This window comes from Mycobacterium kyogaense (genome assembly GCF_003254575.1).
In the GTDB taxonomy this organism is placed as follows: domain Bacteria; phylum Actinomycetota; class Actinomycetes; order Mycobacteriales; family Mycobacteriaceae; genus Mycobacterium; species Mycobacterium kyogaense.
This window is the reverse complement of sequence record NZ_QJUA01000012.1, coordinates 67,863-88,805: the sequence shown is the minus strand read 5'-3', so window position 1 is coordinate 88,805 and position 20,943 is coordinate 67,863. Positions and strand designations below refer to the sequence as shown.

Here is a 20,943-nt window from a genome sequence, read left to right as displayed (position 1 = left end):
TCAGGCCCCCAATCGAGTCAGCAGATCCGACAGCACCGACACCGCGTCGATCTTCGCGGTCACGTAGCCGTCCGGTGGGGGCTCGGCGCCGGCCACCGCCTTCTCCGGGCCCGCCAGCAGGATGTGGCCGGCCCCGGCGGCGCGCGCGGCCGCGACCACGGCGGCGACCTCCTGGCCGTAGCGGGCGTCGGTGCCGCAGAGGATGGCGACCTCGGCGCCTGCCCCGTCGGCGAGCACGGCGGCCACGGTGTCGGCAGTGACCGTTCCCGGGTTCACCGCGTCGATGCCACCGGAAGCCAACAGGTTCGCCGCGAACGTGGTGCGGATGTTGTGCTCGGCCAGCGGCCCCAACGGCAGGAGCACCGCGGTGGGCCGTGAGCCGGTGCGCGCCAGGTACGCGTCGGAGCGGTCACGCAGCGCCTCGAAGTCCGCGGCGTAGCGGCGCACGGTCGGCAGCGGATCGCCTTGCGGCAACGGCACTTCGGCGAGATTTGGGAATTCGTTGACACCGGTGACCGCGGTCCGGCGGTGGGCGATGTCGACGCTGCGGCGCTGGGCGACCTCCGCGATACGCGCCTGCACCTGCTCGCGTGCCGCCTCGAAACCGCCGGCGGCCTCGATCTCCTGGAAGTTGCGCCACGCCGCCTCGGCCACACTGCGCGTCAGGTCCTCGACGAACCACGAGCCGCCGGCGGGGTCCAGCACACGCCCGAGGTGAGACTCCTCGAGCAGCAGCAGCTGGGTGTTGCGGGCGATGCGCCGCGCGAATGTCCGTGCAGTGCCTGGGAATCCACCTTCGATGGCGACGTCGAACGGATGCACCAGCACGGTGTCCGCTCCCCCGACGCCCGCGCCGAAGGCCGCCACCGTGGTCCGCAGCATGTTCACCCAGGGGTCGCGCTGAGCCATCATCGGCAGCGATGTCACCGCGTGCACGGTCGCCGCCCCGGCCTCGGGCGCTCCGGCCACCTCGGCCACCCGGGCCCAGAGTTGGCGCACGGCACGCAGTTTCGCGATCGTCATGAACTGGTCGTCGTCGGCGGCGACACGGAAGGCGATCTGGCGCAGCGCGGTCGCGACGGGCAGGCCGGCGTCGGTCAGTGTCCGCAGGTACGCGACGCCCGCGCCGATCGCCGCGCCGAGCTCCCAGGACGCATTCGCGCCGAGATCGTGCAGCGCCGGCCCGTCGACGGTGACCGCGCGGACATGACCGTCGTGATCCCCGGCCACTGCCGCTGCGACGTCGGTGACATCGGCCAGCGTCGGCGCGGCGCGGTCGGCCAGCGGTGCGACCAGCGGATCGCCACCGAGGTCCACCGACAGCCGGGACCGCTGGTCCTCGTCGAGACCCGCCAGCATGCCGAGCAGCGCCTCGGCGGTGGCCCGGTACACCGGACCGCCACCGGTCACCTCGACGACCAGCGGCACCAGGTCCAGGTAGACGCCCTCGAGGGCGCGATCGAGGTCGGTGGGGTCGATGCCGCCCGGCCCGAGCCGCAACGACAGGGCGCTCACCCCTTCGGTCAGCCCGAGCAGGATCGCACCGTTGGTCTCCTCGACGCTCGATGCCCCCGCCGGGAACACCTCGGCGACCTTCCAGCCGGACTTGACGTCCCGCAGCGCGTCGCCGCCGCGGACGAACGGCCACCGGCCCGGCAGCGCGGGCTCAGCCAACTCGTCGGCCTCGGTGTAGAGCGGGCGTATCGGGAAGCCCTCGTAGGTGTCTGAGTCGAGCGCGCGCTCCGGCTCAGCACCCAGCTCGGCCGGATCGCGGCGGCTGGCCTTGGCCAGCACACCCGCTACCGCAGAACGCCATCGGTCGACATCGCCCGTTGTCTGCACAGCCTTCAGGCTAAATGATGTTCCTCACGTCGGTCGCGCGAGGTGATCATGGCCCTACCCGTAGGGTGGAATGTCGTGAAACCCGTCGTCAGCGCGCTGCGCACCGTGCCGGCGGCCGTGCTCGCCACCCTGCGCGGAGTGCCGCGGACCCGGCTTCTGGCCATGGTCGGCACGGGTGTGATTCTCGTCGCAGTGGTGCTGCTGGTTCCGCTGCCCACCGCGGTGCAGCTGCGGGACTGGGCCACCTCACTCGGCGCCTGGTTCCCGCTGGCATTCCTGGCTGCGCACGTGGTGGTGACGGTGTTCCCGTTCCCGCGCACGGCGTTCACCCTCGCGGCCGGCCTGCTGTTCGGGCCCTACCTCGGCATTCCGCTGGCCGTCGTGGCGAGCGCGCTCAGCGCGGTGCTCGCGGTCCTGCTCGTGCGCGCCGCGGGCTGGCAACTGAACAGGCTGGTCAGCCATCCGAAGGTGGATGCGCTCGATGCCCGGCTGCGCGAACGGGGCTGGGTCTCTGTGATGGCGATGCGATTGATCCCGGCCGTGCCGTTCTCGGTGCTGAACTACGCGGCGGGCGCGTCAGCGGTCCGGCTGCTGCCGTACACGCTCGCCACGATCATTGGCTTGCTGCCAGGCACCGCCGCGGTGGTCGTCCTCGGCGACGCGCTCACAGGCAACGTCAGCCCCCTGCTGTTCGTGGTGTCGCTGTGCACGGCCGCCCTCGGTGTGGCCGGACTCAGTTTCGAGGTGCGCTCGCACCGGCGCGCTGCGGCGGCCCCTGCACCGTCATCGACCCGAACAGCGCCAGCAGCGACGCCGCCGCCCCCAGCCCAGGACTCCAATCCTTCGCCCTGACGTGGGCGCCGACGGCCAACGTGAAGTACACCGTCAACATGAACGTCGTCAGGCGCGCCAGTGCGGGGAACCGGTACACCGACAGCAGCCCCACCGCCGATGCGGCCTTGACGATCGGCAGTACCGGGCGCACGTTCTCGGGGAGGCCGACCGCGTCGAGCGCCGCACGTACCGGCGCGATCGGACCGATACACGCCACCGCGTCGCCGGCCTGCATCGCGGCGAGCACCGCATAGGTCCGCCGCGAGTGCAGCGCGGCCGCCGCGGTCACTGGTCGGAGGCGCCGTGCCGCGGCGCCGCCGGCTGCGTGTAATCGGTCGCCGGGGGCGGCGCCTGTTGCGACAGCGGCGGATACTGCGGCCCCGATCCGAGCGAACCGGCGACCGGGGTGCGCGCCTCGGCGACCGCCTGGGCCACCGCCTGCGCGATCTCCGGATCGGTCTGGGTGTTGAACCAGTCGGCCACCTCGGCCGAGTCGTCCTCCGGCTTGTCCAGGCCGTCCTCCACCGGGGACGGCTGGTAGCGGAACACACCGTCGTCGCCGGGCGCGCCGAGCAGCTTCGTGAAACCCTGCAGCGCAGAACCGAAGTCGCTGGGCACCACCCAGACCTTGTTGGCCTCCCCCTTGGCCATCAGCGGCAACGTCTGCAGGTACTGGTAGGCCAACAGTTCGGGCGTCGGCCGGCCGGCCTTGATCGCGGCGAACGTCTTCTCGATCGCCTTGGCCTGACCCTGGGCCTGCAGGTACTGCGCGGCGCGTTCACCCTGCGCACGCAGCATCCGGGACTGACGGTCGGCCTCGGCGGCCAGGATCGCGGCCTGCTTGGCGCCCTCAGCCGCCAGAATCTGGGCCTGCTTCTGGCCTTCGGCCTGCTTGATCGACGCTTCCCGGTTGCCCTCGGCGGTCAGGATCATCGCGCGCTTCTCCCGGTCGGCACGCATCTGCTTCTCCATCGAATCCTGGATCGACGGCGGCGGGTCGATGCTGCGCAGTTCGACACGGGCGACGCGCAGCCCCCACCGGCCGGTGGCCTCGTCGAGCACGCCGCGCAACTGCCCGTTGATCGAATCCCGGGAGGTCAGCGTCTGCTCCAGCGTCATACCGCCGACGACGTTGCGCAGTGTGGTCGTGGTCAGCTGTTCGACGCCGACGATGTAGTTGCTGATCTGGTAGACGGCGGCCTGAGGGTTGGTGACCTGGAAGTACACCACCGTGTCGATGTTGACCGTCAGGTTGTCCTCGGTGATCACCGGCTGCGGCGGGAACGAGACCACCCGTTCTCGCAGATCCACGCGGGCGCGGATCTTGTCGACGAACGGCAGCAGCAGGGTCAACTGCCCCGACACGGTCTTGCTGTACCGGCCCAGCCGCTCGATCACCGCGGCTTCGGCCTGCGGGATCAGCGCCACCGATTTCGCGACGATGATGATCGCGAACACCACGAGCACACCCAGCAGGACCAGCCCTGCGACGGCACCTTCCACCGTGAACTCCTCTCAGGCGATCTTCGACACGACCGCGGTGGCGCCGTCGATGTGCACGACGGTCACCTGGTCGCCGGGTTCATAGACATCGTCGTCGTTGAACGGGCGCGCCGTCCAGATCTCCCCCGCGAGCTTCACCTGGCCGGCATCCCGGGCGACGCGATCGAGCACCAGGGCGCTCTTGCCCTCGAGCGCCTTGACCGGTTCGGGCAGGCCCGTGCCTGCGTGCATGCGGCGGCGCAGCGCCGGACGGACCCCGACGAGCAACAGCACCGACACCACGAGGAAGACGAGTCCGTCGGCCCACACCGGCCAGTCGAGCAGCCAGCTGGACCCCGCCGCGGCCAGCGCCCCACCGCTGAGCATCAGCAGGAACAGATCTCCGGTCAGCGCCTCGGCGCCGGCCAACGCCAGTGCTGCGATCAGCCAGATCAGCGGTACGGGCATACCGGAAGCCTACGCGCGACCTGCTCCGGCTCGGGACCATCAAATGCGCAGCCAACAACTACACTGCGCCGCATGTGGTGTCCCAGTGCAACGCTCTCGGTGTGGGCCAATTCCTGGCTGGCCGGTGTCGCCGCGCCCGACGACGTGTTGGATGCGTTATCCCTATGGACGCAATCGCATTCGGTCACGGCCTACGATTCCGCGGCCGCCGACCGGACCGGCCTGCCGTGGCCGGATCTGGACAACACAGGCGTCATGTCGCTGTTGCAGACGATGCGGACGGTGGCCCGGCCGGCGAGTGCGCAGCCCGCGATCGCCCTGGCTCTGCCGGTGCCCGGCGACGTCCGGGGTCTGCCGCCGGGCACCCAGTTCGGCCGCGACGCGATCTCGGCCGGAGAGGCGATCATCGTCGGTGATTCGCGGGCCGCGATCGGCGTGGTGCCCGACTTCGAGTACGCCGACGAGTACGCCGACCCGGTCGACGAGGACGAGTTCGAGCCGGAGCTGTGCGGCCTGTCCTGGACGGTGTACTCGCTGGAGCGCGCGCCGGTGAGCACGCACCTCGATCTCGGCGAGGCCGAATACGGGCTGCGCGACGCGGTCCGATCGGCCGCCGACGCCCTGGTCGCGCTCCGGGCCGGGGCCACAGGCGCCGACGTCGCCGATCCGCGCCGCCTCGTCGAGCAGGTGCTCGAAGCCAACCGCGCACATCGCGTTCCGGACCACGCGCCCGAGCGGGCGGTTCGGGTGCTGGAGAACGCTGCGCACGTCGACGCGATCATCGCGGTCAGCTCCGGGTTGCTGCCCATCGGGCAGAGCTCGTCAGAGGTGCAGTTGGCCACCGATGCGCTGCGTCCGCTGACCGCGGTGGTCCGCTCGGCGCGCCTGTCCGCTGTCGATGCGATCCTGCAGTCGGCCTGGCGGCGCTAGAAACGACCTAGGAACTGCAGTTCGGGGTACACAGGGCGCCGTTGACGCTGCACCCGAAACCCGGCACCGGATCGGACCCGTCCACCCGGGCGGCAGGCGCCTGGTGAACCAGTTCGTCCATCAGATCCACCGCCAGGCGCGCGAACCGCGGGCTGCTGTTGGGAGTCGTGGCCCGCGCCAACGCGATCCCGGCTGCCTCGGCCTGCTCGGCGAGTTCGCTGTCGAGGTCCCAGACCACCTCGATGTGGTCGGCGACGAAACCGACCGGGCACACGATCACGGCCTTGGTGCCCGCCGCAGCGAGTGCGTCGAGGTGATCTCCGACGTCGGGTTCGAGCCACGGCACCTGCGGCGGACCCGAGCGCGACTGCCACACCTGATCGAAGTCGTCGTATCCCGCTGCGGCCGCGACCAACCGGGAGGTGTAGCCAACCTGGCGTTCGTAGAGATCCGGTCCGCACCGGTTGGCCGCACGCAGCGGTATCGAGTGGGCGGTGAACACCAGACGCGCGTCGGCCCGTAGCTCCTCGGGCAGCGTGGCGGCGGCGTCGCGGATCGCGTCGGCGAACATCTCGACCAGCAGCGGATGGTCGAAGTACTGGCGCAGCTTCGTCAGCTCCGGCGCCTCGGGGCCGGCGGCGGCGCGGGCGCGGGCGATGTCCTCCTGGTACTGGGTGCAGCCGGAGTAGCCACCCCACGCCGAGGTGGAGAACACCGCGGCGCGGCGAATCCCGTTGTCTCGCATGTGCGCAACGGTGTCCTCGACGAACGGGTGCCAGTTGCGGTTGCCGAAGTAGACCGGGATGTCCGCACCACGGCGGGCCAGCTCGGCCTCGATCGAGGTGATCAGCTCGCGGTTGATGCCGTTGATCGGGGACACGCCACCGAAATGCAGGTAGTGCTCGGCGACGCTGGCCAGCCGCTCCCGCGGGATGCCCCGGCCCCTAGTCACGTTCTCCAGGAACGGCATCACCTGCTCGGGGCCCTCGGGACCGCCGAAGGACAGCAGCAGCAGTGCATCAAAAGACATGGCAGGACACGCCCGTCACAACAGCTGGGTGCTCGCCCCGCCGTCGGCGAAGATGATCGTCCCCGTCGTCGCCGGCAGCCAGTCGGACAGCAGCGCGCACACCGTCTTGGCGACCGGCGTCGGGTCCTTCATGTTCCAGCCGAGCGGGGCACGTTGATCCCAGCCCTCCTCGAGCAGCTGCATCTGCGCACCCGCCTCCTCGCCGAGCGCACCGCCGACGATCGCGCTCATCGCGAGCGTCCGGATCGGGCCGGCAGCAACGAGATTGGAGCGCACACCGACCTTGCCGGCCTCGCGGGCGACAAAGCGGTTCACCGATTCCAGCGCGCTCTTGGCGACCGTCATCCAGTTGTAGGCCGGCATCGCCCGGGTCGGGTCGAAGTCCATGCCGACGATGCCGCCACCGGGATTCATGATCGGCAGCACGGCCTTGGCCAGTGAGGCATAGGAGTACGCGGAGATGTGGATGCCCTTGGCGACGTCCTCGTAGGGTGCGTCGAAGAACGGGTTGATACCCATGCCGGTCTGCGGCATGAAGCCGATCGAGTGGACCACGCCGTCGATCTTGTTGCCCTCGCCGATCTCGGCGGTGATCCGGTCGGCGAGCGAGTCGAGGTGCTCGGAGTTCTGCACGTCGAGTTCGATCAGCGGCGCCGGGTTCGGCAGCCGGTCGGCGATCCGCTGGATCAGCTTCATCCGGTCGAAGCCGGTGAGTACCAGTTCGGCGCCGGCCTCCTGCGCCACCTTGGCGATGTGGAATGCGATGGACGAATCGGTGATGATCCCCGTGACGAGGATCCGCTTGCCTTCCAGAAGCCTTGCCATGTGAAAGTCCTTTTCTCTCTTAGTGGCCCATGCCCATGCCGCCGTCGACCGGGATCACCGCGCCGGCGATGTAACCCGCGTCTTCGGACGCGAGGAAGCTGACGGCGCCGGCGACCTCGGCGGCAGTGCCGATCCTCTTGGCCGGGACGAACTCCAGGGCGCCCTTCTGGATGCGCTCGTCGAGCGCGCGCGTCATGTCGGTGTCGATGAAGCCGGGCGCGACGACGTTGGCCGTGACGCCCGCCTTGGACAGCTCTCGGGAGATCGACCGCGCCATGCCGATCAGGCCCGCTTTGGCGGCCGCGTAGTTGGCCTGGTTGCCGATGCCCCACATACCCGACACCGAGCCGATGAAGATGATGCGGCCGAATCGGTTGCGCTGCATGCTGCGCGACGCGCGCTGCACCACCCGGAATGCTCCGGTCAGATTCGCGTCGATGACCTCGGTGAACCGGTCCTCGGTCATCCGCATCAGGAACGCGTCTTTGGAGATGCCGGCGTTGGAGACGAGGACCTCGACCGGACCCTGGTGCTCCTCGACCTCGGTGAAGGCGCGGTCGACGGCCGCGCTGTCGGTGACGTCGCACTCCACGCCGAACAGGCCCTCGGGTGCACCCGATCCGCGGTGGGTGACCGCGACCTTGTGGCCGTCGGCGGCGAGACGCTGCGCGATGGCCAGCCCGATCCCACGGTTACCGCCGGTCACGAGGACCGAGCGGGAGACGAACGCGGGACGGACGGTCTCGGGGCTGTTCTGGCTGGGAGTGTCGCTCACCTGTTCGCTCCTCGAGTGCTCGCCATGATCGTCAACCTAGTGCCTGGCGGGCGTGACCTTGAAATCGGCTGTGGTCTCAGAGCGGCATCCTGCGGTTGATCAGCAGCGCGCTCAGAGCGGCGGCAGCAGCCAGCAGGGTGCCCAGCCGCAGCCAGCCTGCCGAGGCGTCGCCGCGGACGGTCTCGTAACCGATCTGCTCCTGCAGCGTGGTGTAGACCCTGTTGAGCTCGTCGAGGTTGGAGGCGGTGTAGTGGTCGCCGCCGGAGAGCGAGGAGATCTTCTTGAGCATCTCATCGTCGACGGGGACGTCGACACGCTCGCCGTTGACCTCGACCGAACCATTGGGGGTGCCGAACGCGATCGTCGAGATCGGCACGCCCTGGTCGTTGGCCGCGCGCGCCGCGGTGTAGGCGCCCTTCGGGTTGTCCGGGTTCGCCGGCACGGTCTCCTTGCCGTCGGAGAACAGCACGATGTGGGCCGGCGGGGGCTCATCGCCGCCGCCGATCACCGCGCCGACGGTGTTGATGGCGGTCAGCGCCGTGAGGATGGCCTCCCCCGTCGCGGTCCGATCGGCGACCTGCAGGCTGTCGATCGCCCGCTTGCTGGCATCCCGGTTGGTGGTCGGCGAGACCAGCACCGTCGCGGTGCCCGCGTAGGAGATGACACCCAGGTTGATGCCGGGGGTCAGTTCGTCGACGAACTTCTTCGACGCCGCTTGCGCGGCAGCCAACCGGGTGGGGTCGACATCGTTGGCCATCATCGACTGCGACACGTCGACCACCAGCATCACCACTGCCCGGTTCCGCGGGATCCGTTCGTCCTGGGTGGGGCCCGCCAGCGCGATCGCGAACACCAGCAGTGCGACCGCCATCAGCGCGGGCGCCACGTGCCGGCGCCGGCCGAGGCGCCGGGGCGACACGCTGTCGAGCAGGTCGGTGTTGGCGAACCGCTGCAGCCGCTTGCGCGCCGAGATCTGCAGCATCACGTACAGCCCCGCCAGAGCAAGCGCGATGATCACGAACAGCGCCAGCCACCAGAGGTGCTGGAAGCCCGTCAGCGACAGGGGTCCCAGGAGGGGAAGCGTCATCCTGGCAGCCTCCGGTTCAGCAGGAGCGCCGCCAGCGCAGCGCCGGCCAGAATCAGGGCCCCGATCCGCAACCAACCGATGCTGGCGTCTCCCTTGACTGTCTCGTAGCCGATCTGTTCCTGCAGGTTGGTGAACACGCCCTTGAGCTGTTCCAACGTCGACGCGGTGTAGGAGTCACCCCCGGAGAGCTCGCCGATCTTGGCCAGCATCTCGTCGTCGACGGGCACGGGCTGGCGCTGATCGTTGATCTCGACGTAGCCGTACGGCGTGCCGAACGAGACGGTCGAGATCGGCACGCCCTGGTCCTTGGCGGTACGGGCGGCGGTGTAGGCACCCTTCGGCGCGTCCGGGTTGGACGGCACGGTTTCCTTACCGTCCGACATCAGCACGATCCGCGCCGGAGGCGGGCCGTCGCCGCCACCCAACACCGCACCGACGGTCGCGATGGCCTGCAGCGCGGTGAAGATGCCCTCGCCGGTGGCGGTTCGATCAGCGAGCTGGAGCCGGTCGATGGCGCTCTTGGCGGCTTCCCGGTTGACGCTCGGCGACACCAGGACCGTCGCCGTGCCTGCGTAGGCGATGAGGCCGAGATTGATGCCGGGAGTGAGCTGATCGGCGAACTGCTTGGCCGCCTCCTGAGCGGCGAGCAGTCGGCTCGGTGCCACGTCGGTGGCGCGCATCGACTGCGAGACGTCGATGACCAGCATGACCACCGCGCGGTTACGGGGAATCCGGACGTCGTGCGTCGGCGCGGCCATCGCGGTGGTGAACGACACCAGCGCGAGCACCAGCAGGATCGCCGGCAGGTGCCGCCAACGCTGCCGCTTCGCCGGCGCCACGGCCTCGAGCAGTTCCATGTTCGCGAACCGCAGCATCCGCCGCTGCCTGCGCCGCTGGACGACGAGGTAGAGCGCGACGAGTGCGACGACCGCGATCAGGAACAGGAAGAACCACGGGTGCTTGAACCCCGACACCGAGATCGGGCCGAGCAGGGGCAGAGTCATACGAGGCGGATCTTTCGGTCGTCTCGGCTCGGGCTCACCGCGCCGCGAGCGCGCCGCGGCGCCGGCTCGCGACGAACCTCACCACGTCGGCGATCCAGTCGCGATCGGTGCGCAGACTCAGCAGCGGCGCGTCACATCGGCGCAGCGTGCGGGCCACATCGGCGCGGTGGGCCGCCGCGGCCCTCTCGAAGTCGGCGCGCAGCTGTTCGTCGATGGTGAACTCACGGGTCCGGCCCGTCTCGGCGTCCTGCAGGATCACGTCTCCGACGGGCGGGAGCTCGACGTCGCGGGGGTCGAGGATCTCGATGCCGAGCACCTCGTGGCGCCCCGCGATGGCCCGCAGCGGTCGCATCCAGTTGATCGGCCCCAGGAAGTCGCTGATGATCACGGCCATGCCGCGGCGGCGCTCGGGCCGGCGCAGCGCGTCGATGGCCGCGGCCAGGTCACCCCGCACCCCGACCGGCGCGCGGGGCGTGGTCGCGATGGTGCGCAGCAACTCCTGCTCGTGCATGCGCCCCGACAGGGCGGGCACCCGGCGCACGGTGTCCCCGTTGCTGATGATCGCGCCGAGCCGGTTGCCGCCACCGCTGTTCAGGAACGCCACGGCCGCCGCCGCGGCGACCGCGAGGTCGCGCTTCTCGCATCCGGTCGTGCCGAAGTCCAGGCTCGCCGACACGTCGACGACCAGCCACGTCTCCAGCTCGCGGTCGGCGATCATCTGACGCACGTGCGGCTGGGTGGTCCTCGCGGTCACCGACCAGTCCATCCGGCGCACGTCGTCGCCGGGCTGGTAGATCCGCGACTCCCCCGGCTCGGAACCCGGGCCAGGCAGCAGACCCAGATGGTCGCCGTGCAGCACGCCGTCGAGCTTGCGGCGCACCGTGAGCTCGAGCTTGCGCAGCGCAGCCGTCAGCGCCGGGTCGCGGATCTCTCCGCGCTGCAACGACGGCAGGTCGACGGTCCGGCCGGGGCCGGGGCCGGAAGGCCGAGAAGACTCAGTAGAAGCCACCAGGTCAGCGGCCGTTCGCCGCGGCCGCTGCGGCCGGAACCGCCGGCCCCACCGCATGCCCCTGCTGCGGGATCGCGTTGACCTGCGGCAGCGCCACCGTCTGCAGGATGCGGTTGACCACGGTCTCGGAGGAGATCTCGTCGGCCAGCGCGTCGTAGGTGAGCACGAGGCGGTGCCGCAGCACGTCCGGGATCACCTCGACGACGTCCTGCGGGATCACGTAGTCGCGGCCGCGGACCAGGGCCAGCGCCCGCGACGCCGCGATGATGCCCAGCGACGCACGCGGGGAGGCGCCGTAGGCGATCCACGCCTTGGCGTCGGGCATGCCGAACTTCTCCGGTTCACGCGTCGCGGTGACGATGCGGACGACGTAGTCGACGAGCGCGTGGTGGACGAAGTTGTTAGCCGCGACGTCCTGCAGGCGAAGCAGGTCGCCGGTGTTGAGGATCGTCTTGGGCTCCGGGGGCTTGACGCCCATCCGGTAGATGATCTCGCGCTCCTCCTCCGGGGAGGGGTAGTCGACGTTGAGCTTGAACAGGAACCGGTCGCGCTGGGCTTCCGGAAGCTGGTACACGCCCTCCTGCTCGATCGGGTTCTGGGTCGCCATGACCAGGAAGGGGCTGGGCAGCGGGAAAGTCTTTCCGCCGATGGAGATCTTGCGCTCGGCCATGATCTCGAGCAGCGCCGACTGCACCTTGGCGGGCGCACGGTTGATCTCGTCGGCAAGCAGGAAGTTGACCACGACCGGGCCGAGTTCGATGTCGAACTCCTCTTTGCCCGCGCGATAGATGCGGGTACCGACGATGTCGGTGGGCACCAGGTCGGGGGTGAACTGGATACGCGCGAACGTGCCGCCCACGACCTTGGCGAACGTCTCGACCGCGAGGGTCTTCGCCACACCGGGCACACCTTCGAGGAGCACGTGCCCCTTGGCCAGCAGGCCGACCAGCATCCGCTCGACGAGCTGGTCCTGCCCGACGATGATGCGCTTGACCTCGAAGATCGCCCGCTCCAGCGTGTGCACCTCGCCCTGCAGGCCACCGTTGGACTGCGCGGGTGCCGACGGGGCGGGGGCGGCGTGCGCCCCCGCGGAGTAGCCGGGGCCGGGGGCTTGTCCGGGGAATCCTCCAGAGCCCTGCGGCGGCCCACTCGGTGAGGTCATCAACATTCCTTCCACATGCGCACTACCTGCTGGTTTGTGCGGCGCGCAATGCAATTCGCGCAACACCCGCCGTCAACTATTCCAGGCGGGTGTGAATCCGTCGACGCCGCCCGAATTAACTCAGCCGCTACTCAGGATTCGATGATGCGGGCCGCATAGGGCTGCAGACCGGAGGTGCGCACGGGACTGACGGTGACCTTGCCGGCGCTGCCGGAGGCCTCGAGCATCCGACCTCCGCCCAGGTACATCGCGACGTGCTGGCTGCCACCGGGTCCCCAGAACAGCAGGTCGCCGCGTTTGGCTTGCGCGACGGGCACCTTGCGGCCGGTGTCGTACTGGTCGCCGGAGTACTTCGGGATCAGCACGCCGACCCCGGCGTAGGAGAACTGGGTGAGTCCGGAGCAGTCGAAGCCCACGGTGTTGGCACCGGACTCGATTCCGCGGCTGGGACCGTTGGGCTTGCCGCCGCCCCACGAGTAGGGCACACCCATCTGGCTGCCGCCCCGCCGGATCACGTACTCGATGGCAGCGGGGCCGCGCACCAGCCCGGGGGCCACGCCCGTCGGGTCGGCCGGGGCCAGACCGATGCTCTGCAGGAACTTGTGCCCGAGGTCCATCGTGATCTGGGTGGCTTGAGCAGTGGCGGCAAGCGAGGCGTTGGCGATGGCCAGCGGATCGCCCGGGGCGCCCGCGCTGAGCGTTTTGGGCAGCGTGGGGTCCCACTGACCGGCCTCGGGTTGCGCACCGGCGGGAGCGGCCGCGCCGAGGAGCACCCCGATGACGACCGTCAGCGACAGCAGAAGGCGACGCAGGGCGATCACCACTCGATCATTCGGGTGACATACGGCGTCATGCCACTGGTGCGCACCGGCGAGATCTTGACCACCGAACCGGTGTACGGCGCCTCGAGCATCTGGCCGTCGCCGAGGTACATGGCGACGTGCTGGCTGGCGTTGGGGCCGTAGAAGATCATGTCGCCGCGACGCATCTGCGAGGAGGGGACTTTGCGGCCGGCGTTGTACTGCGATCCCGTGTAGTGGTCGAGCTTGATCCCGACACCGGCGAACATGTAGAGCATCAGGCCCGAGCAATCGAAGCCGACCGTGCCCGCACCGGAGTCGATGCCGCGGCTGGGGCCCGAGGCGTTGCCGCCACCCCAGGAGTAGGGCACGCCCATCTGCGCCATGCCGCGTTTGATGACGTACTCGGTGGCCTGCCGGCCGTACACCACCGGGATCGCGCCGTTCGTGATGCCCGTCGGCGTCGGCAGCAGGCCGATGCTCTGCAGGAATTTGCGACCCAGGTCCTGGGTGACCTGCAGTGAGGTGGTGATGATCTTGAGGACGGCGTTGATGATCTGCACCGGGTCGCCGCTGACGAAGGCGCTCGGGATCTGGGGCAGCGTCATGTCCCAGGCGGTGTTGCGGTTACCAGTGCTCGGGTCCGCATCCCAGTCGGGGTTCACCCCCGACGGCGCGGGCTTGGCGCCCGGGGCGGCCGGCGCTGCGGCGCCGCCCGAACGCCCGGTCGGCGCCGAGAGTGCTTGCGCGGCTTGCAGTTTCGTCTGAGCGTCGGCACGTTCGGCGGTGAGCCGATCGAGATCGGCCTGCTGCGATTTGAAGGTCTGCTGGGCGTTGGTCAGCGCCTCCACGGCGCTCTGTTGGCTCGTCTCGGCAGCCTTGACCGCGTCGTCGGCCTGCTGCTTGGCCAGCCGCGCCGTCGACTCCCGGTTCACCTGCTCGGTGCGGGCCCGCGCGAGGTCGGACATCACCTTCTGGGTGGACAGCGACAGAGCCTGACCGGTGGCCGCGGTGTCGAGGATGTCGATCGGGTCCTTGGCCGTCAGGTACGAGCTCGACGGACCGTGGACGTACATCGCTGACGCGAACTGGTCGAACCTGCCCTGCGCGGCGGTGATCGCCGCGTCCGCGTCCTTGACGCTCTGCGCGCTGGCGTCGACGTCCTGCTGAGCAGTCGTGGCCTTTTCCCGGGCCGTCTGCACATCGAGGATCGCCTTGTTCACGCTCTCCTGCTGGCCCTGGATCGACGCGCCCAGATCTTGCAACTTCTGGTTCACGTTGGCGACCTCGGTCACCAGCTCAGCCAGGTCGTCGGCGGGCTTCGCGTTGGCCAGCTGCGGTGTCGTCAGCACCATGCCGAACGCGAGCGATACGGCGCACAACCGGGTGGCGGGCGCGCCGCCAAGGGGGCGTCTCATTCGACTCAGGTCTCCTCAGGCTTTGCGCAGAAGTCACATCAAGCACAACTGCAACTACAGGCACCGATTGCACCGTACGTCACATCTGACGCTAAAGAAACTTTAGTCACGAATTACAACAATGTAATTGCAATTGCCGTTATCAAACGGTGATGTTTGTATTCGCGCAGCGCGCGGCAATTACTTAATCGCTGCTGGTGGACGCTGCGCTGGAGCCGGTCGACCGTTTGCTCCATTTCTGCAGCGCACGCGTCGCGACGGCACCGATCAGCACGAGAAAAACAAGCGCAATCGTGAATGCAGTCCAGTCAAAGTGCGGGGTGGTCAACTCCCCCACGAAATTCTTCGTCGACTGGACCGGATCGCCGGTCCGGGCGATGTCCTGCCCCGCCTCCAGCGTGGTGCGATCGAAACTCGTGCTGTAGGTGCCGGCGAACGACGGACTGAGCGCCAGCACCGTCGAACCCGGGTGAGCCGCACCGACCTCGGTCGCGATATCGCGAAGCGGAGTGTCGATGGCCGGGTTCTCGGCGATCACGACGACCTTGAGATCGATCCCCTGCTGCTGCGCCTGGGCGATGATGTCGCGCAACGCGGGCACCTCGGCCTGATCGGCCGGCGGCACACTGATGCCGTCGTCGGAGACGTCGGCCTGCACACGATCCATGTCGATCGACGGCGGGATGTACGCCGGCAGGAACGGGATCACCTGCGGTCCGGTCACACGAGCACCGTAGCCGACCGCCAGAGAGAACTGAGCGAGGCCGGGAACACCACAGTGGGTGGCGTGGCGCGCTTCGGGCGACAAGACTGGACACCGCCCTGGGATTCCATACAGGACAAGCGTACTGTTAGGGTGACAAGCGCCGCCGACACAGCCCGTCGCGGCGATGATCTAAGCCGGGAGTTGATGTGAGCAGCAAGAATTCATCCGTGAACTCGTTCGGAGCCAAGGCCACGCTCGAAGTCGGGGACAGCAGCTACGAGATCTACCGCCTGGACGCGGTGCCGGGCACCGAGAAACTTCCCTACAGCCTCAAGGTGCTCGCCGAGAACCTCCTGCGCACCGAGGACGGCGCCAACATCACCAAGGAGCACATCGAGGCGATCGCGAACTGGGACCCCGAGGCCGAGCCGAGCATCGAGATCCAGTTCACCCCCGCACGCGTGCTGATGCAGGACTTCACCGGCGTGCCCTGCATCGTCGACCTCGCCACCATGCGCGAGGCTGTCGAGAGCCTGGGCGGCGACCCGAACAAGGTCAACCCGCTCTCGCCGGCCGAGATGGTCATCGACCACTCCGTGATCCTCGACGTGTTCGGCACCGCCGACGCCTTCGAGCGCAACGTCGAACTCGAGTACGAACGCAACGGCGAGCGCTACCAGTTCCTGCGCTGGGGCCAGGGTGCGTTCGACGACTTCAAGGTCGTCCCCCCGGGCACCGGCATCGTGCACCAGGTCAACATCGAGTACCTGGCACGGGTGACCATGGTTCGTGACGGAGTCGCCTATCCCGACACCTGCGTGGGCACCGACTCGCACACCACGATGGAGAACGGTCTCGGCGTCCTCGGCTGGGGCGTCGGCGGCATCGAGGCCGAGGCGGCCATGCTCGGCCAGCCCGTCTCGATGCTCATCCCGCGTGTCGTCGGGTTCAAGCTGACCGGTGAGATCAAGCCCGGCGTCACCGCCACCGACGTCGTGCTCACCGTCACCGACATGCTGCGCAAGCACGGCGTCGTCGGGAAGTTCGTCGAGTTCTACGGCAAGGGTGTGGCCGAGGTGCCGCTGGCCAACCGCGCCACGCTGGGCAACATGAGCCCCGAATTCGGTTCCACCGCAGCGATGTTCCCCGTCGACGAGGAGACCATCAGCTACCTGCGGATGACCGGCCGCAGCGACGAGCAGCTCGCCCTGGTCGAGGCGTATGCCAAAGAACAGGGCATGTGGCACGACCCCGACAAGGAGCCGGTGTTCTCCGAATACCTCGAGCTCGACCTGTCGACGGTGGTGCCGTCCATCTCGGGGCCGAAGCGGCCGCAGGACCGCATCGAGCTGACCGATGCGAAGAACGCGTTCCGCAAGGACATCCACAACTACGTCGAGGAAAACCACCCGGCGCCGGAGACCAAGCTCGACGAGGCCGTCGACGAGTCCTTCCCGGCCAGCGACCCGGTGTCGCTGTCCTTTGCCGATGACGGGGCGGTGGACGCTCGGCCGTCAGCGGCCAATGGCGCCGAAGGGCGTCCGAGCAACCCGGTCACGGTCCGCTCCGACGAGCGCGGCGAGTTCGTGCTCGACCACGGCGCCGTGGTGGTCGCCGGCATCACGTCGTGCACCAACACCTCCAACCCGTCGGTCATGCTCGGCGCGGCCCTGCTCGCCAAGAAGGCCGTCGAGAAGGGTCTGACCACCAAGCCGTGGGTCAAGACGAACATGGCCCCCGGATCGCAGGTCGTCACCGACTACTACAACAAGGCGGGCCTGTGGCCCTACCTGGAGAAGCTCGGCTACTACCTCGGCGGCTACGGCTGCACGACCTGTATCGGCAACACCGGTCCGCTGCCCGAGGAGATCTCGGCGGCGATCAACGACAACGACCTGTCGGTGACGGCGGTGCTCTCGGGCAACCGCAACTTCGAGGGCCGCATCTCCCCCGACGTCAAGATGAACTACCTGGCCTCCCCGCCGTTGGTCATCGCCTACGGCTTGGCCGGCACCATGGACTTCGACTTCGAGTCAGACCCGCTGGGCCAGGACAATGACGGCAATGACGTGTTCCTGAAGGACATCTGGCCCTCCCCGCAGGAGATCCAGGAGACCATCGCGAGCTCGATCAACCGCGAGATGTTCACCGACAGCTACGCCGACGTGTTCAAGGGTGACGACCGGTGGCGCTCGCTGCCCACGCCGGAGGGCAACACCTTCGAGTGGAACGAGGACTCGACCTACGTGCGCAAGGCGCCCTATTTCGAGGGCATGCCCGCCGAGCCCGAGCCCGTCTCGGACATCAAGGGCGCCAGAGTGCTTGCGCTGCTGGGCGATTCGGTCACCACCGACCACATCTCCCCTGCCGGCAGCATCAAGAAGGGCACCCCGGCGGCGCAGTACCTCGAGGAGCACGGCGTCGAACCCAAGGACTTCAACTCGCTGGGCTCGCGACGCGGCAACCACGAGGTGATGATCCGCGGCACCTTCGCCAACATCCGCCTCAAGAACCAGCTCCTCGACGACGTGTCGGGCGGCTACACCCGCGATTTCACCCAGGATGGCGGTCCGCAGGCCTTCATCTACGACGCATCGCAGAACTACCAGAAGGCCGGTATCCCTCTGGTTGTGTTGGGCGGCAAGGAGTACGGGTCCGGATCGTCGCGTGACTGGGCGGCCAAGGGCACGACGCTGCTGGGTGTACGGGCGGTCATCACCGAATCCTTCGAACGCATCCACCGGTCGAACCTGATCGGCATGGGAGTGATCCCGCTGCAGTTCCCGAAGGGCGAATCCGCCGCCAGCCTCAAGCTCGACGGCACCGAGACCTTCGACATCGAGGGGATCGAGGAGCTGAACAACGGCAAGACGCCCAAGACGGTTCATGTCACCGCGGCCAAGGAGGACGGCTCGAAGGTCGAATTCGACGCCGTGGTGCGCATCGACACCCCCGGCGAGGCGGACTACTACCGCAACGGCGGCATCCTGCAGTACGTCCTGCGCAACATGCTGAAGTCGTAACCGATGCCGAGGGTGACCGACGATCATCTGGCGGCGCGCCGTCGCCAGATCCTCGACGGCGCCCGCCGGTGCTTCGCCGAGTACGGCTACGACCGTGCCACGGTGCGGCGGCTCGAGCAGACGATCGGGCTCTCGCGCGGCGCCATCTTCCACCACTTCCGCGACAAGGACACGCTGTTCTTCGAACTGGCGCGTGAGGACGCGGAGCGGATGGCCGAGGTGGCGGCGCGCGAGGGTTTGATCCAGGTGATGCGCGACATGTTGGCCGCGCCCGACCAATTCGATTGGTTGGCAACGCGGTTGGAGATCGCCCGCAAGCTGCGCAACGATCCGGCGTTCAGCCGCGGCTGGGCCGAACGATCAGCCGAGTTGTCCGCTGCGACCAGCGAACGGTTGCGCCGCCAGAAGCAGGCGGGCCGGCTGCGTGACGATGTGCCGGGTGAGGTGTTGCGCACCTACCTGGAGTTGGTGCTCGACGGCCTGGTGGCACGCTTGGCCTCCGGTGACGATCCACAGCGGCTGAGCGCTGTGCTCGACATGGTCGAGGAGTCGGTGCGCCAGCAGGCCGGCCAGTCCTAGCGTCTACCTCGGTGGTTGGGGCCACCGCGGCTGCGCATGGTGGCGCCGGCTTCGCGCAGCATGCTGTGCACCGAACCGTAGGAGTGACCGGTGGAGGCCACCAGGGTCCGGATGCTGGCGCCCCCCTCGTAGGCGGTGCGCAACTCGGTGATGAGTTGGTCCCGGTTCGCTCGGATGTCTTTCACGCTCTTCTTCATCGACGCCCCTCCAAGGTTGTGCGGCAATCGCATACCCGGGCCCAGGGGGCTTGAATCTGACGATCAGGCGAGTTCGATGAGCTCTCGGTAATCGTCGGACCAGAAGTCCTCGGTGCCGTCCGGCAGGAGCAGCACCCGCTGCGGATCCAGCGCCTCGGCGGCCCCGGGATCGTGGGTCACCAGCACCACCGAGCCCTCGTAGCTGCGCAGCGCGTCGAGCACCTGCTCGCGCGAGGCCGGGTCCAGGTTGTTGGTCGGCTCGTCGAGGAGGAGCACGTTGGCGGTGGAGGCGACCAGGCCGGCCAGGGCCAGCCGGGTCTTCTCACCGCCGGACAGCGTGCCGGCGGGCTGTTCGAGTTGCGGGCCGGTGAACATGAACGCGCCGAGCAAGCCGCGCAGATCCTGCTCGCCGGTGTCGGGGGCGGCGTGGCGGATGTTCTCCCACACCGAGGCCATGTTGTCGAGGGTGTCGTGCTCCTGGGCGAAGTACCCGATCTTGAGCCCGTGCCCTGGTTCCAACCCGCCCGCATCGGATTTCTCCACGCCCGCGAGCAGCCGCAGCAGCGTGGTCTTGCCCGCGCCGTTGAGCCCGAGCACGACCACGCGGGAGCCGCGGTCGATGGCCAGGTCAAGGCCGGTGAAGATCTCCAGCGATCCGTAGGTCTTGGTCAGGCCCTTGGCGATCAGCGGGGTCTTTCCGCACGGCGCGGGAGTGGGGAACTTGATGCGGGCCACCTTGTCGGCGACGCGTTCGTCGTCGAGGGCGGCCAGCATGCGGTCGGCCCGTTTGAGCATGTTCTGTGCGGCGACGGCCTTGGTCGCCTTGGCGCCCATCTTGGCGGCCTGGGCGCGCAGCGCGCTCGCCTTCTTCTCGGCGTTGGCGCGTTCGCGACGGCGGCGCTGCTCGTCGGTCGCGCGGGCGTCGAGATACTTCTGCCAGCCCATGTTGTAGACGTCAGCCTCGCCGCGCACCGCGTCGAGGAACCACACGCGGTTGACGACGTCGGCGAGCAGGCCGACGTCGTGGCTGATCACGACGAGCCCGCCGGCGTGGTTCTGCAGGAACGATCGCAGCCAGGTGATCGAGTCGGCGTCGAGGTGGTTGGTCGGTTCGTCGAGCAGGAGCGTCGTCGCCGAGCCGGAACCGGTGTCTGACGCGGCGAACAGGATGCGCGCGAGTTCGACGCGTCGCCGCTGGCCGCCGGAGAGGGTGCGCAGCGGCTGGGTGAGCACGCGATCGGGCAGACCGAGGCTCGCGCAGATCCGGCCCGCCTCACTCTCGGCGGCGTATCCGCCCAGGGCGGCGAAGCGCTCCTCGAGTTCGCCGTACCGGCGCACCGCTTTGTCGCGGGCCTTGTCGTCGGCCACCTCGGCCATCAGCGCCTGCTGCTTCTCCAGGTCGGACAGCAGCGTGTCCAGCCCGCGCGCCGAGAGCACCCGGTCGCGGGCGAGCTGGTCGAGGTCACCCTCTTTGGGGTCCTGCGGCAGGTAGCCGATCTCTCCGGTGCGGGTGATCGTGCCGGCGTACGGCTCACCTTCACCGGCCAGGATGCGCATCGTGGTGGTCTTGCCCGCACCGTTGCGGCCGACCAGACCGATCCGGTCGCCCGGCTGCACGCGCAGCGCCGACCCTTCGATGGCGAGAAGCGTGCGCGCTCCGGCGCGGACCTCGAGGTCCGTTGCGGTGATCACGCTGAGACTCCTGAATGTGAATGGGCAGCTGAAGACGAGCAGGGTGACACCGCTGCCGCGATTGCCCTACCAGGCTAATG

The 20,943-nt window shown here is 68.7% G+C and carries 20 protein-coding genes; 4 read left to right on the top strand and 16 right to left on the bottom strand.

Translation table 11 applies throughout. From position 1 onward, the window contains the following. Entirely contained in the window at nt 1–1,842 is a 1,842-nt protein-coding gene (gene mutA, locus DMB80_RS11350; RefSeq protein ID WP_111509936.1) for a methylmalonyl-CoA mutase small subunit, read from the bottom strand. A 75-nt stretch (nt 1,843–1,917) separates the two neighbouring features. On the opposite strand from mutA, the gene DMB80_RS11345 reads away from it, so the two are divergent. Continuing rightward, entirely contained in the window at nt 1,918–2,694 is a 777-nt protein-coding gene (locus DMB80_RS11345; protein ID WP_111509935.1) for a TVP38/TMEM64 family protein, read from the top strand. Here DMB80_RS11345 and DMB80_RS11340 read toward each other — a convergent pair. The 3 genes from DMB80_RS11340 to DMB80_RS11330 are packed head-to-tail and all read right to left on the bottom strand — an operon-like array spanning nt 2,576 to nt 4,626. Beyond that, nucleotides 2,576–2,911, bottom strand: coding sequence for a DoxX family protein (locus tag DMB80_RS11340; RefSeq protein ID WP_121497469.1), 336 nt, complete (start codon nt 2,909–2,911; stop codon nt 2,576–2,578). The two genes, DMB80_RS11345 and DMB80_RS11340, sit on opposite strands and share 119 nt — an antisense overlap. A 50-nt stretch (nt 2,912–2,961) precedes the next feature. Next, nucleotides 2,962–4,179 carry an SPFH domain-containing protein gene (locus DMB80_RS11335; protein ID WP_111509934.1) on the bottom strand — a complete coding sequence of 406 codons (1,218 nt, stop codon included), beginning with the start codon at nt 4,177–4,179 and terminating at the stop codon, nt 2,962–2,964. Nucleotides 4,180–4,191: 12 nt separating this feature from the next. Beyond that, nucleotides 4,192–4,626: an NfeD family protein gene (locus DMB80_RS11330; RefSeq protein ID WP_111509933.1), complete on the bottom strand. Its 435-nt coding sequence runs from the start codon at nt 4,624–4,626 to the stop codon at nt 4,192–4,194. A gap of 72 nt (nt 4,627–4,698) precedes the next feature. On the opposite strand from DMB80_RS11330, the gene DMB80_RS11325 reads away from it, so the two are divergent. Further along, on the top strand, nt 4,699–5,556 hold the full coding sequence (locus DMB80_RS11325; RefSeq protein ID WP_111509932.1) for a hypothetical protein: 858 nt from the start codon (nt 4,699–4,701) through the stop codon (nt 5,554–5,556). Between the two features lie 7 nt (nt 5,557–5,563). On the opposite strand, the gene DMB80_RS11320 is transcribed toward DMB80_RS11325, so the two are convergent. From DMB80_RS11320 to DMB80_RS11275, 10 genes are all read right to left on the bottom strand, one after another. Next, nucleotides 5,564–6,586: a ferrochelatase gene (locus DMB80_RS11320; RefSeq protein WP_111509931.1), complete on the bottom strand. Its 1,023-nt coding sequence runs from the start codon at nt 6,584–6,586 to the stop codon at nt 5,564–5,566. 15 nt (nt 6,587–6,601) lie between these two features. Continuing rightward, complete coding sequence (gene inhA / locus DMB80_RS11315) at nt 6,602–7,411, bottom strand: NADH-dependent enoyl-ACP reductase InhA (RefSeq protein WP_111509930.1); 810 nt, start codon at nt 7,409–7,411, stop codon at nt 6,602–6,604. A 19-nt stretch (nt 7,412–7,430) separates the two neighbouring features. Beyond that, nucleotides 7,431–8,186: a 3-oxoacyl-ACP reductase FabG1 gene (gene fabG1 / locus DMB80_RS11310; RefSeq protein ID WP_046361964.1), complete on the bottom strand. Its 756-nt coding sequence runs from the start codon at nt 8,184–8,186 to the stop codon at nt 7,431–7,433. Nucleotides 8,187–8,262: 76 nt separating this feature from the next. Then, nucleotides 8,263–9,273, bottom strand: coding sequence for a VWA domain-containing protein (locus tag DMB80_RS11305; protein ID WP_111509929.1), 1,011 nt, complete (start codon nt 9,271–9,273; stop codon nt 8,263–8,265). Further along, nucleotides 9,270–10,277 (bottom strand): VWA domain-containing protein, encoded by a 1,008-nt coding sequence (locus DMB80_RS11300; RefSeq protein WP_046361962.1) that lies wholly within the window; start codon nt 10,275–10,277, stop codon nt 9,270–9,272. The genes DMB80_RS11305 and DMB80_RS11300 overlap by 4 nt, the downstream gene beginning before the upstream one ends. Before the next feature lie 34 nt (nt 10,278–10,311). Then, entirely contained in the window at nt 10,312–11,286 is a 975-nt protein-coding gene (locus DMB80_RS11295) for a DUF58 domain-containing protein (RefSeq protein ID WP_111509975.1), read from the bottom strand. A gap of 4 nt (nt 11,287–11,290) precedes the next feature. Next, a complete protein-coding gene (moxR1, locus tag DMB80_RS11290; RefSeq protein WP_046361960.1) occupies nt 11,291–12,448 on the bottom strand; it encodes a chaperone MoxR1 in 1,158 nt (385 codons plus the stop codon). Nucleotides 12,449–12,579: 131 nt separating this feature from the next. Further along, nucleotides 12,580–13,266 (bottom strand): NlpC/P60 family peptidoglycan endopeptidase RipB, encoded by a 687-nt coding sequence (gene ripB / locus DMB80_RS11285; protein ID WP_162231987.1) that lies wholly within the window; start codon nt 13,264–13,266, stop codon nt 12,580–12,582. Next, nucleotides 13,266–14,675 (bottom strand): NlpC/P60 family peptidoglycan endopeptidase RipA, encoded by a 1,410-nt coding sequence (gene ripA / locus DMB80_RS11280; RefSeq protein ID WP_420812170.1) that lies wholly within the window; start codon nt 14,673–14,675, stop codon nt 13,266–13,268. The genes ripB and ripA overlap by 1 nt, the downstream gene beginning before the upstream one ends. A 175-nt stretch (nt 14,676–14,850) precedes the next feature. After that, nucleotides 14,851–15,390 carry an Rv1476 family membrane protein gene (locus DMB80_RS11275; RefSeq protein WP_111509974.1) on the bottom strand — a complete coding sequence of 180 codons (540 nt, stop codon included), beginning with the start codon at nt 15,388–15,390 and terminating at the stop codon, nt 14,851–14,853. A 188-nt stretch (nt 15,391–15,578) separates the two neighbouring features. Between DMB80_RS11275 and DMB80_RS11270 the strand changes: the two genes are divergently transcribed. Further along, nucleotides 15,579–18,395, top strand: coding sequence for an aconitate hydratase (locus tag DMB80_RS11270; protein ID WP_111509927.1), 2,817 nt, complete (start codon nt 15,579–15,581; stop codon nt 18,393–18,395). A gap of 3 nt (nt 18,396–18,398) precedes the next feature. Then, nucleotides 18,399–18,974 (top strand): TetR/AcrR family transcriptional regulator, encoded by a 576-nt coding sequence (locus tag DMB80_RS11265; RefSeq protein WP_046361955.1) that lies wholly within the window; start codon nt 18,399–18,401, stop codon nt 18,972–18,974. Here DMB80_RS11265 and DMB80_RS11260 read toward each other — a convergent pair. After that, complete coding sequence (locus DMB80_RS11260) at nt 18,971–19,171, bottom strand: helix-turn-helix domain-containing protein (protein WP_205538626.1); 201 nt, start codon at nt 19,169–19,171, stop codon at nt 18,971–18,973. The two genes, DMB80_RS11265 and DMB80_RS11260, sit on opposite strands and share 4 nt — an antisense overlap. 63 nt (nt 19,172–19,234) lie before the next feature. After that, nucleotides 19,235–20,863, bottom strand: coding sequence for an ABC-F family ATP-binding cassette domain-containing protein (locus DMB80_RS11255; RefSeq protein ID WP_046361954.1), 1,629 nt, complete (start codon nt 20,861–20,863; stop codon nt 19,235–19,237). Nucleotides 20,864–20,943 lie beyond the last annotated feature (80 nt).

Coding starts and splice junctions, on each gene's coding strand:
- DMB80_RS11260 (WP_205538626.1), bottom strand. CDS start 19,171: ATGAAGAAGAGCGTGAAAGACATCCGAGCGAACCGGGACCAACTCATC.
- DMB80_RS11320 (WP_111509931.1), bottom strand. CDS start 6,586: ATGTCTTTTGATGCACTGCTGCTGCTGTCCTTCGGCGGTCCCGAGGGC.
- DMB80_RS11305 (WP_111509929.1), bottom strand. CDS start 9,273: ATGACGCTTCCCCTCCTGGGACCCCTGTCGCTGACGGGCTTCCAGCAC.
- inhA (WP_111509930.1), bottom strand. CDS start 7,411: ATGGCAAGGCTTCTGGAAGGCAAGCGGATCCTCGTCACGGGGATCATC.
- moxR1 (WP_046361960.1), bottom strand. CDS start 12,448: ATGACCTCACCGAGTGGGCCGCCGCAGGGCTCTGGAGGATTCCCCGGA.
- DMB80_RS11330 (WP_111509933.1), bottom strand. CDS start 4,626: ATGCCCGTACCGCTGATCTGGCTGATCGCAGCACTGGCGTTGGCCGGC.
- DMB80_RS11265 (WP_046361955.1), top strand. CDS start 18,399: ATGCCGAGGGTGACCGACGATCATCTGGCGGCGCGCCGTCGCCAGATC.
- DMB80_RS11340 (WP_121497469.1), bottom strand. CDS start 2,911: ATGCAGGCCGGCGACGCGGTGGCGTGTATCGGTCCGATCGCGCCGGTA.
- DMB80_RS11325 (WP_111509932.1), top strand. CDS start 4,699: ATGTGGTGTCCCAGTGCAACGCTCTCGGTGTGGGCCAATTCCTGGCTG.
- DMB80_RS11300 (WP_046361962.1), bottom strand. CDS start 10,277: ATGACTCTGCCCCTGCTCGGCCCGATCTCGGTGTCGGGGTTCAAGCAC.